Origin of the sequence: Lentibacillus daqui (genome assembly GCF_027186265.1) — a bacterium.
In the GTDB taxonomy this organism is placed as follows: domain Bacteria; phylum Bacillota; class Bacilli; order Bacillales; family Amphibacillaceae; genus Lentibacillus_C; species Lentibacillus_C daqui.
Genome location: NZ_CP114176.1, coordinates 3,191,992 through 3,207,817 on the forward strand (window position 1 = coordinate 3,191,992; position 15,826 = coordinate 3,207,817).

The 15,826-nt window shown below is 37.7% G+C and carries 12 protein-coding genes; all 12 read right to left on the bottom strand.

Annotated features, from left to right (window positions below; translation table 11 throughout):
- Positions 1 to 255: 255 nt before the first annotated feature.
- On the bottom strand, positions 256 to 2,427 hold the full coding sequence (locus O2S85_RS15990; RefSeq protein WP_269410293.1) for a glycoside hydrolase family 84 protein: 2,172 nt from the start codon (positions 2,425 to 2,427) through the stop codon (positions 256 to 258).
- 526 nt (positions 2,428 to 2,953) lie between these two features.
- Positions 2,954 to 3,637, bottom strand: a complete 684-nt coding sequence (locus tag O2S85_RS15995; protein WP_269410294.1) for a haloacid dehalogenase type II — start codon at positions 3,635 to 3,637, stop codon at positions 2,954 to 2,956.
- 68 nt (positions 3,638 to 3,705) lie between these two features.
- Positions 3,706 to 4,878, bottom strand: a complete 1,173-nt coding sequence (locus tag O2S85_RS16000) for a metal-dependent hydrolase family protein (protein ID WP_269410295.1) — start codon at positions 4,876 to 4,878, stop codon at positions 3,706 to 3,708.
- A 210-nt stretch (positions 4,879 to 5,088) separates the two neighbouring features.
- Entirely contained in the window at positions 5,089 to 6,501 is a 1,413-nt protein-coding gene (locus O2S85_RS16005) for a sodium:solute symporter family protein (RefSeq protein ID WP_269410296.1), read from the bottom strand.
- Between the two features lie 41 nt (positions 6,502 to 6,542).
- The gene (locus tag O2S85_RS16010; RefSeq protein WP_269410298.1) at positions 6,543 to 7,676 is read right to left on the bottom strand and encodes a M24 family metallopeptidase; all 1,134 of its coding nucleotides are present in this window, start codon (positions 7,674 to 7,676) and stop codon (positions 6,543 to 6,545) included.
- Between the two features lie 283 nt (positions 7,677 to 7,959).
- Positions 7,960 to 9,480 carry a PucR family transcriptional regulator gene (locus tag O2S85_RS16015; protein WP_269410299.1) on the bottom strand — a complete coding sequence of 507 codons (1,521 nt, stop codon included), beginning with the start codon at positions 9,478 to 9,480 and terminating at the stop codon, positions 7,960 to 7,962.
- A 300-nt stretch (positions 9,481 to 9,780) separates the two neighbouring features.
- The gene (locus O2S85_RS16020) at positions 9,781 to 10,893 is read right to left on the bottom strand and encodes a DUF871 domain-containing protein (protein ID WP_269410300.1); all 1,113 of its coding nucleotides are present in this window, start codon (positions 10,891 to 10,893) and stop codon (positions 9,781 to 9,783) included.
- A gap of 26 nt (positions 10,894 to 10,919) precedes the next feature.
- Positions 10,920 to 12,311, bottom strand: a complete 1,392-nt coding sequence (locus O2S85_RS16025) for a glycoside hydrolase family 1 protein (protein WP_269410301.1) — start codon at positions 12,309 to 12,311, stop codon at positions 10,920 to 10,922.
- 81 nt (positions 12,312 to 12,392) lie between these two features.
- Positions 12,393 to 12,710 carry a PTS lactose/cellobiose transporter subunit IIA gene (locus O2S85_RS16030; protein WP_269410302.1) on the bottom strand — a complete coding sequence of 106 codons (318 nt, stop codon included), beginning with the start codon at positions 12,708 to 12,710 and terminating at the stop codon, positions 12,393 to 12,395.
- Between the two features lie 17 nt (positions 12,711 to 12,727).
- The gene (celB, locus tag O2S85_RS16035) at positions 12,728 to 14,014 is read right to left on the bottom strand and encodes a PTS cellobiose transporter subunit IIC (RefSeq protein ID WP_269410303.1); all 1,287 of its coding nucleotides are present in this window, start codon (positions 14,012 to 14,014) and stop codon (positions 12,728 to 12,730) included.
- A gap of 24 nt (positions 14,015 to 14,038) precedes the next feature.
- Entirely contained in the window at positions 14,039 to 14,350 is a 312-nt protein-coding gene (locus tag O2S85_RS16040) for a PTS sugar transporter subunit IIB (protein WP_269410304.1), read from the bottom strand.
- Between the two features lie 26 nt (positions 14,351 to 14,376).
- Positions 14,377 to 15,696, bottom strand: coding sequence for a 6-phospho-beta-glucosidase (locus O2S85_RS16045; RefSeq protein WP_269410305.1), 1,320 nt, complete (start codon positions 15,694 to 15,696; stop codon positions 14,377 to 14,379).
- Positions 15,697 to 15,826: the final 130 nt, after the last annotated feature.

Below are 15,826 nucleotides of genomic sequence, written 5' to 3' on the forward strand. Positions count from 1 at the left end.
ATTGAGGTTGATGTACAATTCATCTTTGTATTATTGAATACGTACACTTGAATCAAAAAAGCCAAAATAGGCATCAAAAAAGTCCATCTATTTTTAGACTTTTCGATGCCTATTTTGTTGCTTGGGAAATTTTATTTTTTAAAAAGGGTTCCCTCCTCCGTTTTGATAGGTTCTTTGTGTAATCGTAGCTTGTTTTAAAAGAAAAGCGAGCGTAAAATCCCCCCAGCATAAACGCCAGAGGGATCCAACACCGTACTACTGCCACTTTTCAATTAGTATATCAGCATGCTTGACCAATGTTTTTGCCACATCTTCATCGATTTGACCAGCTTCCTGATATTTCGCAACCAATTGTTTCAAACTTTTCATGTGCTTTTCTGCCTTTTCGTATGACTTCACGTTGATAAAATGATCAAGTGACTTCAGATGAGTCTGCAACAAACGTGCATCAGACGCGTCCATATTACCTTGATCCGCTTCATAATCTACCAACGTTTGCATGCCCTGAATGGTCACCTTCTCCTGCAAATGATCAGTAAATGGTTGCAGTCTCTTTTGGGCAGGCTTTGCTTTTGTCGTTCCATCGATTAATGGCCGGTCATAATTCAGGCTTTGTTGTCTTAAGGCCGTTGCTTTTTCAATTACGTTCCATGCAGCTTGATTGTTACCATCCTCAACAGCAACGGCAGCCTTCAAGAATTCCTTATCAGCAAGTACCATATCATGCAATGCATTTACAAATGGCTCCAATTCTTCTTTCAGATTTTCATTCTTTGTTTTTGCCATAAAACCATCGGCCGCATCCGCAATCGTTTGGAACGCATCCATTGCTTCCGGAGATATTCCCTTTAATGATTCTCCGTTATCCAGCTTTTCCGTAAGCGAATCCAATAGTTCCTTAATATCTTCACTTTCAGATAGCTTTAAACCATTTGGATCCGCATCAGACATGTGCTTGGCAAGTTCATGCAATGCTTCCGCGGCGTCCGGTTCGATATACTTAAAGCTATCTTCCCAGCTTGTTTGCGCATCAAAATCCTCGGTATTCCATGTGTAATCGGCAATGGCAAAGATAGCAATCTTGGACGCCTCGGCTTCCTGCATTGGATTGGTTACAACGCCAGCAAGATTTTCGATACCAGGTTCCAGCATTTCTCCTTTACCGAGGAAGACTCTTTGCATATCCACATCGTTTACCGGCCAATTCAGCCAAAATAGTGGGTCCCTTCGTTCTACACCGTCATTGCTTTTGTTTTTAAAAACATCGATGGTACTTTGAATAACAGGTGCACAGGTAGTTGATCCTGTCCATAAAATATGGATATTATCATCGAAGCCTTTTTCATAAGCGTTTAGCTCATCCGGGTTCCAGGCCCAATCGGAGTTATAGCTTGCAGGAGTATAAAGCGTATCACGCACATCGCCTTTTTCATCCGCCCATTCAGAAATGGAATGCATCAATTCAACGACATAATCCGTTGGCAGATTTCCAACATCGTCCCCATTGACACCGAATTGGCGCACCCCTACATCGTATAATTGATCAAATTTGGCAAGCAACTTATCCGTATTTTCATCAAGAACATCCATTGCCGCATCCTGCCCCTCCTCTCTGGCAAGTTCAGCAACTTCACCTAATGGGGAAATCGTCCAGATAAACCGTGTTTTCGTTTCTTCCCCGACGTCAGCCATTTCCCCTATTTCTTCCAGCTCCTCTTTCGGATACAGCTCATCCCACTTTTCCCGATGGTAAGGATCATCCTTTGGTGCAAATACATACGAATTCATTTTGTGATTGCCGCCAAACCTCATGAGGGACATTCTATCTTCATTACTCCAAGGAATACCATAATACCCTTCAATAAACCCTCTAATCTCCGTATTGGCAAAATCGTTCACATGCATATTGCGAATCACCTGTTGCGGACTTTGAGCAAGAATCGCCTCCAGCGTAACAACCCCGTAAAAACTGGCATCGGTATCTTTTCCTAAAATCACGATGTTGTTATCGCTAACGTCCAATTGATAGGCATCGATTTGGTCAAAATCTATCCCTTCACTATCCACATGTTCGCTAGCATAGTTATCAACCGGACCGTTTGAATTTTTTGTACCAATCATCAGATTCACTTTATCCTTTGACGGCTCACTCGCAACAGATGGTGCTTCCAAACCATGATCCGTGAATGCTTTTTCCACCTTTCTTTTCGTCACACGATCAATCGTATCATCATAGATAACTTGAACTCCCTTGTTAAGCGACAGCGTCCCATTACCGTATTCCACGCTATGGGGTGTCGGGTAAAATTCATATTCCTTTACAGGGCTTTTACCTGCTGCTTTTGCAACTGGCGTAAACATATGGGAAACCGTACCAAATAGCATAATAGCTGCGACCGTAACTGAGAAGACGACTCGTTTTTTCATCTGTTGATCCCTTCCTTTCCTGTATTGTTATCAATGTTCTAGGTAATGATAAAACTTGCTTGAATGACAGATTCCTCTGCACCTCCCTGTGAATTGTTTGGTCGGATATTGGGAATGAATACTTTTTGGATTGGAATATATCGATCTATCATTAGAATCAGCGGCGACATAAATAAAAGGCATGGCGATATCAATGGACTTTTTTCTATCATCCATTTTCATTATCACCATGCCTGATCGCATCAGTAACATATGATCCAAATATTCCAATAACTTTATTCTATCATGACATTTAAAATAGTCAACAGAAAATAAAAACGTTTACAAAAACAGCAGTTTATTCCTGGTAATTTATGCTTAGCTTGTAAGCGATAATCCAATTGCTGGTCATGAACTCTACCCGATAACCACAAGTTATTTGCAGATCAAACAACGGAAGAACAATTAAATGGGCTGAAGTACAGGATCATCGACTACTCTTTTTATTCGACATTATATGACATAATTCGAGAAGAGACACCCTGATTTACTGGGATGCCAAACCCTTAATTAATAGTGAAAATGTCTTCATATCGCCAACTAAATAATCTTCTTTCACATCTACTGGGCGGGTTTCCCCATAGCGGTTGACCCAACAAGTGGTGATACCGAGTTCAGAAGCTGGCACAACATCATACTTAAATCCAAACCCTGTATGTAATATTTCAGATTTATCCAGATTTAGTTTATTCAAAAGCAGGTGAAAACCCTCATGATTAGCTTTGTATGCCCTAGCTTGTTCTGCTGTAACTATCTCATCAAAATCCACCCCAAGCCTTGATACCGTTTCTTCAATAATGTTATCATCTGTGTTCGTGAGCAATGCAATTTTCGTATATTTCTTAATCTCTAACAAAGCGTCTTTCGTATCAGGAAACGGACACCATCTCCCCATTGATTCAGAGAAGTAATCACTATCCGCCTCGGTAAACGGGTATCCAAAATGATTAAAAGCCATTTGTAATGTGTTTTTTAATACTTCCTTGTACGGACGATACTCATTTTGAATGTAATCAAATTGTACGTCCTCCCAATAACGTTGCAGTTGCACAATGTTTACATTTTCTACGCCGTTCTTTTTCAGTATCTCCTTGAAAACAAGTTGGATTTCGCCTTCCCAGTCAATTAATGTCCCAAAACAATCAAAAGTTACCGCCTTTGGCCATTCCATGTACTTATCACCTGTTTCTTTATAATATTATAATACTACCAATACTTCCCGTCTTATTATTCCATTAATCATGAATAAACTAACTCACCATTAACATACACCTTATCGACCGATCTTAAGTTGTTTAAGTCATTCAATGGATTATCTCGAAGGAGGACTAAATCTGCCTTATGGCCCTCTTTAATTTGTCCAACCTTTCTTCCCAAAATTGCACCAGCATTCGTTGTTGCCGTTTTCAAGATTTCCTTTGTATTCGGTATAAACTTATACATCATTAATAATTCATCTAATAATGCTGTATGAGGAGTAGACGGTGAACCAGCATCAGATCCTGCTCCGATTAATATGTTCCGGTCAAAAAAGGTTTTAAATGCCTTTTCATGTCTCCCAACAATTTCTAACGCTTTTTGTTTGGCGTATGCCGGTATTTCCTCCAGCGATGCAATCGTTTGGTAAACATAGAGCGTCGGATTCCATGCAGTCCCCCTCTCTTCCATCATTGTTATAAGCTCCTCATCTAAATAATGTCCATGCTCAATTGTATCAACTCCGGCTTGTATTGAGTTCAAAATACCTTCTCTTCCAATTGCATGGGAAGCGACATTTAATCCAAATTTATGTGCTTCATCACAAATAACCCGCTGTTCTTCCATACTTAATTCCGCATTTCCGACTGATTCACCCTCATGCCGACCATACACGCCACCTGTAGAACTCACTTTAATAACTTCTGCACCTTTAAAAATCTGCTCTCGAACCCCCTTTAACGCCTCATTTGGACCATCCACAAACCTTGCCCAGAATGGATCATGACCACCAGTCATCGTTAACGTTTTCCCACTAGCAATTATAGTTGGTCCTTTAATAAGTCCTCTCTTTATGCCTTTAGCTACATGTAGCGCAATATCATCTACAGATCCAATATCCCTTATCGTTGTAATTCCGGCTTCAATATAGTCTTGGCAGTAGGACACTGCACGAATTAACATTTGCTCATAACCTTCTTCTTTTAAGGTGGATACGGGGTCTTTGGAACCATCCCACATGATATGAACATGTAAGTCTATTAAGCCCGGCATGAGATACTTTCCTTCTCCATTAATATATTTCAAGTGATCCAGATGATCTTTTTTGGGGAGTATTTTATAAATTTCTTCATTTTTAATCCAAACTCCACAATCATGTTTTATTTCCAAATCAGGACCTTGAAGAATTTGAACATTATCAATAACATATTCCATGACTGGTTCTCCTTTCGATTATTAAGAGAAGTGAGCATTTCGGTAAATACTCACTTCTTACAAAAACTTCTTATTTTTAACTAAAATATAAGTGATTCAAGGATTCATTACAATAATTGCTTGAATACTCTCTTGTTCATATGGGATCTTATCAAAATAGTTTATTGCTGTAATAAAAAGATTATCGGGGTTAACTGAAGCCAGATTAACTCAATCATTTATAACAAATGAATCCTGATTGCTTTTAGCCACACCTTCCTTGTTTGTCAATAGACTAACAACAATTAAAGTTAGTACAGAAAGTGGCAGCGCAAACAAGACACTGTTCCAATCAAATGGTTTATTTAAGACAACTTCCCAGAAAATTGTACCTATTGCACCAACAATCATGGAACTCATAATACCAGCTGTAGTAGCCTTTTTCCACGTAACTGTCGCTAAAATGGCCGGTGTCAATGCTGCCCCATACATGGTATACGAATACATTTGTAATTCTAATACAGTTGGAAAATACATGCCCAATATATATGCTAAAACTCCAACCGCAACAACTGTAGCCCGATTATATTTCAACAATTTCTTATCACTAATGTCTTTGTTGCTAAATCTCTTTAACAAATCATAGATAATATTCCCTGAAGCAGATAATAAATAGGAAGTAGCTGTGGTTATAATAAAGGCCACTGCCGCACACAAAACGATTAATCCTATCGCCAATGGCAAACCATTTATTGCCATATTCAACACCGCGGTGTCTGGAGCAATTTCAGGAAACATAACAATTGCGGAGGTAGCAATAATTATCGTTAAACTAATTACGAAACAACTACCAATAAAAAATCCGATTGTTGATCTTCTGGCAACTGTTGGATTTTTCGCGGCACCAAAACGCTGATACATATTCTGGTCTCCCAAAACAAGCAAAAATAAAGGTAAAAAGAACCCAAGAAGCTGGGGAATACTTAAACCACCATTCCAGGATTTAGTATTGCTTGGCAGCGAAAGAGATAATCCAGAAAATCCATCTACTGAATGGAGAACAAAAGGCAGTCCCAGCAGAAATCCGGCTACTATCAAAATGGCACTAATTGCATCTGTATACGCGACCGAAAATAATCCGCCACTTACCGTTAAAAAGATAACCAATACCCCTATAATAATTGAACCAATTCCAATTGGTAATCCAGTTGTAATTTGTAATACATAAGCGCCTCCAGTAAACTGATATGCCGTTATACCAATAAAGGCTAGTAAAATAATAATTGAAGATACCAGTCTAGCCGTTGTACCAAATCTTTTCTCAATCATTTCTGGAACAGTATATGCTTCGCCGGTTCTTATTTTTCCTGCCAAGAAATATAGTATAATCGTTCCTACTATTCCGCCAGACAAGTTGAAAATGGCGGCAAAGGGGCCATATTGATAGATGAAACTGGCCCCGCCAACCACAGTCCCAGAACCAACAAAAGTTGCCAAAAGTGTCCCGCTTACTACCCAAAGTGGTAAGGATCGTCCCGCAGCCATAAAATCCTCATTGTCATTTATCGATTTTTTACCAAAGTATACACCTACAAGTGCCATGACTAATAAATAGACTACAACTCCCACGAGATATACATTCATATATTTAGCCCCTTTCGTACCCAAACAATTGCTTTAGTGAGTCAGAAACGTAAATCCTCCAATTCTTTGGCATAATTGGTGATTTGGTGAGAGCCATCATCTCTGAGTACGACTGTATCAGAGTGGCGAAAACCACCAACACCAGGTACATATAACCCCGGCTCGACGCAATAAACCATTCCTTCCTGCAAAACAAGATCATTATCATATCTTAAAGAAGGTTCTTCATGTAAGCCTATTCCAATTCCATGTCCGGTCCTATGAATACTGTATTCTTCAACATCGTGTTTTATAAATATTTGTCGAGCCGCCTCATTGACTTCTTTTGCTGTAATTCCTATTTTTATGGTATCCAGGGCAGCCAATTGTGCTTCATGTGCTATTTTAAATAAATCCTTTTGTTTATCCGTTGGCGTACCGATAAAAAAGGTTCTCTCACATTCAGCACGGTAACCATTAAGTCCTACCTGACGGCTGTGAATAGAAATATCGTTATCGTGAAACTTCCTCGTATTTGAAAATACATGTGGCAAGATACTTCTATCTATTCCTGACGGAGTCATCACAAAGAAATCCAACGTTGAATCCGGATGTTTTTGTGCAACTTCTGCAAATAAAGCTTGATTTCCAAATTGATCAAGTTCAATTTCGGTTAGTCCTGCACTTGCATTCTCTAGGGAATTTTTTAGAGCCAGGCTTACTAATCTTCCTGATTCTGTGATTAAGTCAATTTCTTCCTGGTCCTTGATATATCTCATTTTTTCAATATCTTTATCAATATTAACCAGTTCGAATCCTGCTTTTTTCATCATATTACCTAATTGAAGTGGTAGGGAAGAAAATTCAACACCAACCCTTGTGCCTGAAGGATAGGATGAAACTAACGTTTTTAAATGTTCAATGTGGGATTTACCTTTGCTACCTCCAATTAAGGTTTCATGATAAACATATAACCTGTCAGCTTTTGTCACAGTTTTTGCATGGTTTTCCTCCAAAGAGGGAACGATTAAGCTTAACGTATCAGAATCTACAGTTAAGACGATAGGCCTTGAATAAGTAATTGCTTTTAAGCCAGAATAGTAAAATTGGTTCTCAAAATTCATTATCACTGATAGATCAATTTCCTTATTGGCCATTATTTCTCTTAATTTGTTTACCCTTTTTGTTGTATCCATCCTCTACACCCCTATAATAAAATTTAAATAGACAGAATAAATACCGCATATAACAATATTGGTAACGCTAACATTTTTTAATTGACCTACATCTTATGGTAATTGTTCTTTTTAAGATTCTGTTTCAAGATAATAAAGTACAATGTTAATACTTATCGAGTTTCATTAAATAGTCAGTATTAATATTCTGTTAGTACATTTTATTATGTTAAAGGAGAATTTTCATTGTCCTGGAGGAACAAAAATATTTCCGTTTTTTGTTCCTTACGTTTGATGGCAATATTTATTCCGACCTCTTACTTTCCATTTCATATAATCTTAAAGCAATCTCAAATAGCAGGTAAGTTTCGGGGTCCTCAAAATTTACTCCTTTATACAATTCCTTAATTTTTGCTATTCTGTACTTTATCGTGTTTTTGTGGACGAATAATTCTTCTGCACTTCTCTTCAGGCTAAAATAATTATTTAAATAAACTGTCAACGTGTTCACCAATTCAGAATCAAACGTTTCATCATGATTTATTAGAGGCTCTAACAGATTATAAATGGAACTTTGTAATATGTTCCTTTGTCCAAGTGCAATAAGAAATTTATCAAGACCTAAGTCTTTCCATTGATTAACCATATTCTTTCTTTTTTCTCCTACTCTGATGCCTATTTTTGCCTGCTCATACTTCTCTTGAATACTATCTACATTAATATTTCTTGATTTCTCACTAATTCCAAAAAATATATTTTCATAACGTTTATCCAGTTTATTCAAAAAGTCAGTTGATATTTCATACCTTACAATGCAAATAATTTGATTGTCATATATCCACAATAGAGAAGCCGGATCTATCTTATTTATAATTAAATATATATCTTCATAGACATTATTTAATACAACCAAATCATCGGATTCAATCAAATAAAGATAGTTTGCTTCTTTGAGATGGGGGGATAAGTCATGAAAGTCCATTTGCTCAGGCTTAGACGGTTTTAATACAGATTCTATAATCTTCATATCACGGTTTTTTACATATTTTTCAATAGAACTTCTTTTTACTGCATCAAGCAACAAAGCAGTTTTACCATAATTAATAATTGACCAATCAGATAAACTTAATTCCTTTTCTACACAAATAACTAAAAACCCGTAGAAACTCTTGTTGTCAATGATGGGAAATAATTTAAAATAATTATCTTCAAATTTGTAATTTGATATTTCCCTATTTAAAGTCTCTTTCTGTTCCATGATTTCTTTTGCAATACGCTGTAATTTAGATATACTAAAATTAGTATTAAGTTGGAAACTCTTAACATTAAATGTCTTATCAATATTTAAAACTGATAATCCCAACTGTTTTCCCATAGTGGATACGATATATTGTGCATCCTTATCAAGCGCTGCTGCTCGTAACATTTTAATATTTACCTGTTCCATTTTTATGCGTACATCATTTGCATCTATCATTAATAACTCATTGTAAACTTGCATAATTTGCTGATAGGAAATTTCTTCAGGAATGACAAACATGGGAAAATTGTTGACATTAGAAAAGTTAATTACTTCCTGAGGTATTTCTTTTATAAAAACAGTGTGCACTCCAACAGCACTAATTTCTCTGTTCTTTAGCCAATTTAAATGTTCAATAATATTAGCCGGTTCAAGAAAAGACTTAAATGTTGTTAAAAGAACACCATTCTCTTTTATACGTTCACTTTTTAGTGCAAATTCTTGTATATTTATATATGCTATTTGCTTGTCTATTCCATCCTTACCAGATATAAGCTTTACGTTATGGACTTCCAATTTATCCAATAAATGTCTAACTGTTATAATTTTGGGCACCTCAACTCTACATGAATTTTTGAAAGAGAGATCCTAATTAAATTTATTTTAATTATACCATGTTTCAAAAAAAGACATCCAAATTATCCATGGCTACTCTGAGAAAATACACCCGTGATCAATACAAATCAAAATAATAAAAAATAGCCAACAAAAAATGGTTCCGATCGTCAAAAAACGATGATCGGAACCATTTTTAAGTTGTTTTTTGGCTAGTTATATCCCAGCCCCCTTGTCATAAACATATGAAATTCTTTGTTTTACAGTAGATTACCATTGATTTTCAATTCCAAAAGTGGAGCGTTTAAATATAAATGCTGTCCATGGTTGCAAATAATCTAGTAAAAAGTGAGATTCCTCTTTTAATTGACCTACAACGTTTCGATCACCATCGTTTTCCATATCCTGCAAAGCAATTTGTAATTCTCCCTTATATTGACCAAAGTGGTTATTACAAATGATGACATCTCCTCTTTTGACAGGGACAGTATCATGCGGTGGGAAATCTCCTTCTTTATATTTCATCCTTGATGAAGTGGAACGGATCATATATGCGGATCGATCCCCTCTGTATTGATGCTCTTCTTCTAATACGATCTTCATTTCTATATCCATTACATCTTTAGCAAGTTCCACCTCAAAAGAGGGTAGTGTTGAAAAGTAAGCCTCTGACATCTGTTGCAGTTCCCTTTTTGTCGCATAAGCGTTTCCAATGATCAAATCATCAATCATGTCCATCAAACGAAAATGCGTTGCCTGCGTCTGAATGAGAAGATTTCTATGCTGCTCAAGCGTACATAATCCGGCTTGCACTGGCCAGGGACCAATATCTCCATGTTGGGAAGTTACAAATGCTGCAGTTTTGAGATTATATTTTTGAAACATTTTTGTTGTCTGTTCAAAATGTTTCTGGGAAATCCCAGAGTATTTCTGTGGGTAGAAATTATGCGATGCATATAATCTTTCTGTGTTAGGCTGATAACTCGTCACATGATCGATATAATTAGTGCCACTGCTTATGTTCACTTCAATTTTTAACCCGTGTGCATTCCTGGTCATTTTTGCCTCTTCTGCACCTGTAAAACCAAGATCCAAGCGAATCCCCGCAGCTCCTAGTTCTTTGAAAAAACGCAGATCATCATAACTAACTCCTAATTGGTCAAATAACTCCGGATTGATATCCAAGATGGTTTCCATCCCAAGTGAATTGCCATATTCTATAACGTTCTTAAACTTTTTAACGACCTCGTCCGTATCTCCCGTTATTTCGAGCAAACTCGTGAAAATTCTTGTAAATCCTAATGAACGAGCAAGATCCAAATACGATTTATCATCTTCAACGTTACTTCTTGACGGATAAATCGATACACCAAGTTGTTTCATGGCTAAGTCCCCTTTACAACATATTGCTAAAACCCATTATTCCCAGCCAGCTCCTTAAACCACCAACCGCTTTTTTTGATTTTACGCTTAGCATGATTATCCAAATCGACCGACACGAGTCCGTACCGATTCTTATAGGCATTCAGCCACGACCAATTATCCATGAAGGTCCACACCTGATATCCTTTAACATTTGATCCTTCTTGAATAGCTTGATGCACCCACTTCAAATGACCTTTAAAAAAGTCAATCCGGTAATCGTCCTGAATCATTCCGTGTTCGTCCTTAAAGCGGCCTTCATCCTGTACTCCCATCCCATTTTCGGAAATAAAACATTCAATATTTCCATAATTGTCTTTTAGATTCATTAAAATATCATAAATACCCTTTTCATATATCTCCCATCCTCGATAAGGGTTCATTTTTCTTCCAGGCATCTCATAGAAATCGAAAAAATATTCCGGCATAAGCGGTGCTTCCGGATGAGGCATGTATTCTTTCGCTTTTACCCTTCGCGGTTGATAGTAGTTTACACCTAAAATATCAACCGTATTTCTTTTCAACATCTCCCTATCCGATGGTTCCGTTGACGGCAAAAGATGATAATCCTCAAGAAGCTGAACAAGTTCTGAAGAAAATTCCCCCTTTACGGAAGGATCCAGAAATGATCGATTGAAAAACAAATCAGCAATCCTGCCCGCTTTTTGATCAGAAGGATGCTCGCTTCTCGGATAAGAAGGTGTTAAATTGAGTATAATTCCTATCTTCCCATTAAGATTGCCGTCTCTAAACGCTTTAATTGCTTGAGCATTTGCAATAATAGAGTTATAACCCACTTGAATAGCCCTTTTAAAATCCACCACATTCGGATAGTGCATATCATTCAAATAACCTGCTTCTACAGGAACAATTGGTTCATTTTGGGTAAACCAGTTCCTAACTTTGTCTCCAAACAGGTCAAAACAAGTAGCTGCATAATCTTTGAATGCTTCTACAACTTCCCGACTTTCCCAGCCGCCTATTTCCTGCATTGCAAGTGGCATATCAAAGTGATATAAATTAACAAATGGTTCAATGCCAGCACTAGTCAATTCATCCAAAACGTTATGATAGAATTGTACAGCTTTTTGATTGATCTCACCGCTACCATTCGGGATAAGACGCGACCAGGAAATAGACAGGCGAAAGGAATTATGCCCAATTTCTTTCATCGTTTGTATATCTTCTTTATACCGTTCATAAAAACGGGAAGTGTTAGTGGGACCAATTTGATTATAGAATCGGTTAGACTCCTTCTGATACCAATAGTCCCAAATATTCTTGCCTTTACCATCCATATTGGCTGCACCTTCTGTCTGAGTAGCAGAAGCCGCACTCCCCCACCAAAATCCTTCTGGAAATATATACTCGATTGTCATAATTAAATATTACCTCCTTTCTTTTGAAAATAGGTCTATTCTAAAAAATATTCCGTAAAAAGACACCGAAATAATCGATGCCTAACGAAGGAACTTCTTATTTTTTTCATACAACTCGATGAATTCTTTCGCAAGATCCTTGAACGTTGTTGCGGTCATGAGATGATCCTGCGCATGAACCAGGAGCAGCGTAATTTCTGCTTTTTCACCTCGTGCTTCATTTTGTATCAATGTTGTTTGTTGGGAATGTGCTTCCAATAATTCCTTTTCAGCATGCTCCATTAACTGATTTGCTTGTTCTATTTCTTTGTTTTTGGCATGTTGGATTGCCTCCATCGCATCACTTTTAGCATTTCCACTATGCGTAATGATTCCCATGATTACCTGTTCCATTTCCATGATGATTCCTCCCGTACCTAAGCAGATTCCTTATCGTTTTGTTTTTGAAGATAGTTTCTTGCTGCCATTTTTACGAATGGCAAGTATATAACAACTGCAATGACGAAATTCACTGCCGCTAGTGCTCCACCACGCCACGAACCTGTCGATAAAAATCCGCCGATCACAGGTGGTGTTGTCCACGGTATGAATGCAATCGTTTTTGGTACGAGCCCTACGGATATGACAAAATAACTAAACACAGTTAAAATAACCGGCGCCAGGAAAAATGGCACGATCATAATTGGGTTTAAAACGATCGGAAACCCAAATAAAATTGGTTCATTAATATTAAAGAGCCCTGGTGCTACCCCTAACTTAGAAACTTGATAATAATGCTTGTGGCTCCTGCCAGCAATGAATACTGCTGTTATCAAAGCAAGTGTGGCTCCGGTACCACCTAAATACATAAATGAATCAAAAAACGGTTTGGTAACAATATACGGAATTTCTTGTCCCGCTTTAAACGCCTCTGCATTTGCATTTATAGCAGGTAAATAAACGGATTCCATAATTGGTTCCATCATATTGGATCCATGCAGACCGAAAAACCACAATAAGTGCATTAATAGGGCTATCACAACCGCTGCAAATACCGTATTGGATAAATGTGATATTGGTGCCTGAATGAGATCAAAAATCAATTCGTGCACTTCTGGAGCATTCGCCGCAAATAAAATCACTTCAAATAGTGCAAAGATGATTAGCGTTATCATAGAAGGAAAAAGTGCCGAAAAAGATTTTGAAACAGCAGGTGGCACCCCTTCTGGCATCTTAATCTGCAGGCGCTTATACCCCGATAAACGTGTAAAAATTTCTGTTGATATAAGTGCAACTGCAATGGCAACAAATAACCCATTTGCACCAAGCCAGTCCGTAGGCAGACCTGCTCCATCTGCTATTGGCCGCATCAGTATAATCAACGCTGCAACCGAAACGATACCTGAACTAATAGCGTCTTTACCATAAGAATTCGCCAAATGATAGGCAATCGTAAATGCAACTAAAACGGATATAATCTGAAATGTGCCATCCCAAAGACTACCACCTAACTTTTGCCAGTTTTCCTCTCCAAAAATGGAACTTAAAAAGTCTTGATATGCGTCAATAGGCAAATTATTAATCAATACTGCCAACGAGCCTAAGATCATAAGTGGCATAATGGTCACAAATCCATCTCGTACTGCAACAAGATGCCTTTGTGAACCAATTTTCGATGCAATGGGAATAAAATATTTTTCCATAAATTCAATAAAGCGATTCATATGATGCACACCACCTTCTAGCTTTTATTTGCCCGATAGTTCTTCCAACGCACTATCTAATACTTTCTCGCCGTTAACCATCCCATAGTCAACACTATCAATTACCTTTACCGGAACATGATAACTTTCTAGCTGTTTCTCCAGCTTAGCTTTTAAAAAACGCACTTGTGGCCCAAGCAACAAAATATCGATTTCATTGAAATGATTAATTGCTTCTGCTTCCGAAACCGCAAAAATATTCACTTCTATTCCTTTTTCATCTGCTGCTTTTTCCATTTTTGTTACTAACAAACTCGTAGACATTCCAGCTGAACAAACTAACATAATATTTTTCATCCTTCTACACTCCTTGTTTTTTTAATTTAATAATGATTGACTTTAAATTGCGGTAAGTACGCTTTGTGTGCTTCCAGCAATTCATCAAGCAGAATTTTGCTTCCTTTTTCATCTGCTACCAGTGGATTCATAAGCATGGATGTGTACGCATCACTGTAATCACCAGTAACAGCTGCCTGAATCACCAATTTTTCAAAAGCCTTCATTTGGATGATACTTCCCTTTATGGTTGATGGTAGCGGACCTGACGCGATTGGACGTGGACCGTGTTTGGAAATGATACTGTTCACTTCTATCACACAGTCATCCGGCAAATCCGGTATAGCACCATTATTGAGTGTGTTTACTGTCTGTATATCCTCTTTATTGTTATAAATGGAGTCCATCAAACTGCAAGCCACATCGCTGTAAAAAGCACTTCCTCTCTGTTCCAATTCCCTTGGCTTCACATTTAGATCCGGATTTCTATACAACTCAAACAACGACCTCTCCAACGCTTTAACTTCCTCTGCACGTGTTCCATTCTCTTTAAACGCTTGTATATCTTTTTCAAGTACCTCTCGTGTTTGGAAGTAATATTGGTGATAGGGATTAGGTAAAAGATTCATTGCCTTAATAAATGTCTTTGACCAACCAAGGTTAACAATATTAGCGGGTGAGTAGTCCAGCTCTTCGTCAGCCAATTTGTCCAGTACTTCCTGTGTCCGGTCCATACCATCAGCGTAAACTTTTTTTCCAAATACAAAATGGTTCAATCCTACAAATTCGATTTTTATCGTTTCCGCTGATACCTCTAGAATTTCTGCCACGGAATGACGCATATTGAATGGAATATTGCAAACACCAATCACTTTTTTGTGAGATGAGTGCCTTAAAACTGCTTCGGTAACCATTCCAGCTGGATTTGTGAAATTAATAATCCATGCATTTGGACAAATGTTATGAACATCCTCAGCAAGGTCAAGTAATACCGGGATTGTCCGAAATGCTTTAAAGATTCCACCAGCGCCATTTGTCTCTTGACCGATATACCCATGGCTAAGTGGAATGCGCTCATCTTTCGCACGGGCATCCAAACCACCAACACGAATTTGTGTGGAAACAAAGTCTGCACCCTCCAATGCCTCTTTACGGTCAAGCGTACATGTAAGATTAATAGACTTATCGGCTTTTTTAATCATCCTGTCAGCTAATTCTCCGATGATTTTCAACTTTTTTTGGCCGGACTCCACGTCGACGAGTGCTATGTCAGTCACAGGAAAGGAATCATAGCGTTTTAAAATACCTTCAATAATTTCGGGTGTATAACTTGACCCTCCTCCGATAATAGTTACTTTTAATGGCATGTCCTTACATCTCCCTTTATATAATGAATCTATCTTCCAAATGCTCCTGCTTTCCTGATGTTTGTTATTTCCGTAAATTCAGGTAATCAATTTTCTTCCTACATCCACATTTTAAAATAATACCGTTTAC

What these genes read in the sequence shown, in the direction of transcription:
- O2S85_RS16040 (WP_269410304.1), bottom strand. Translation starts at nt 14,350, where the DNA reads ATGAAAAATATTATGTTAGTTTGTTCAGCTGGAATGTCTACGAGTTTG.
- O2S85_RS16030 (WP_269410302.1), bottom strand. Translation starts at nt 12,710, where the DNA reads ATGGAAATGGAACAGGTAATCATGGGAATCATTACGCATAGTGGAAAT.
- O2S85_RS15995 (WP_269410294.1), bottom strand. Translation starts at nt 3,637, where the DNA reads ATGGAATGGCCAAAGGCGGTAACTTTTGATTGTTTTGGGACATTAATT.
- O2S85_RS16010 (WP_269410298.1), bottom strand. Translation starts at nt 7,676, where the DNA reads ATGGATACAACAAAAAGGGTAAACAAATTAAGAGAAATAATGGCCAAT.
- O2S85_RS16005 (WP_269410296.1), bottom strand. Translation starts at nt 6,501, where the DNA reads ATGAATGTATATCTCGTGGGAGTTGTAGTCTATTTATTAGTCATGGCA.
- O2S85_RS16020 (WP_269410300.1), bottom strand. Translation starts at nt 10,893, where the DNA reads ATGAAACAACTTGGTGTATCGATTTATCCGTCAAGAAGTAACGTTGAA.
- O2S85_RS16000 (WP_269410295.1), bottom strand. Translation starts at nt 4,878, where the DNA reads ATGGAATATGTTATTGATAATGTTCAAATTCTTCAAGGTCCTGATTTG.
- celB (WP_269410303.1), bottom strand. Translation starts at nt 14,014, where the DNA reads ATGAATCGCTTTATTGAATTTATGGAAAAATATTTTATTCCCATTGCA.
- O2S85_RS16045 (WP_269410305.1), bottom strand. Translation starts at nt 15,696, where the DNA reads ATGCCATTAAAAGTAACTATTATCGGAGGAGGGTCAAGTTATACACCC.
- O2S85_RS16025 (WP_269410301.1), bottom strand. Translation starts at nt 12,311, where the DNA reads ATGACAATCGAGTATATATTTCCAGAAGGATTTTGGTGGGGGAGTGCG.
- O2S85_RS15990 (WP_269410293.1), bottom strand. Translation starts at nt 2,427, where the DNA reads ATGAAAAAACGAGTCGTCTTCTCAGTTACGGTCGCAGCTATTATGCTA.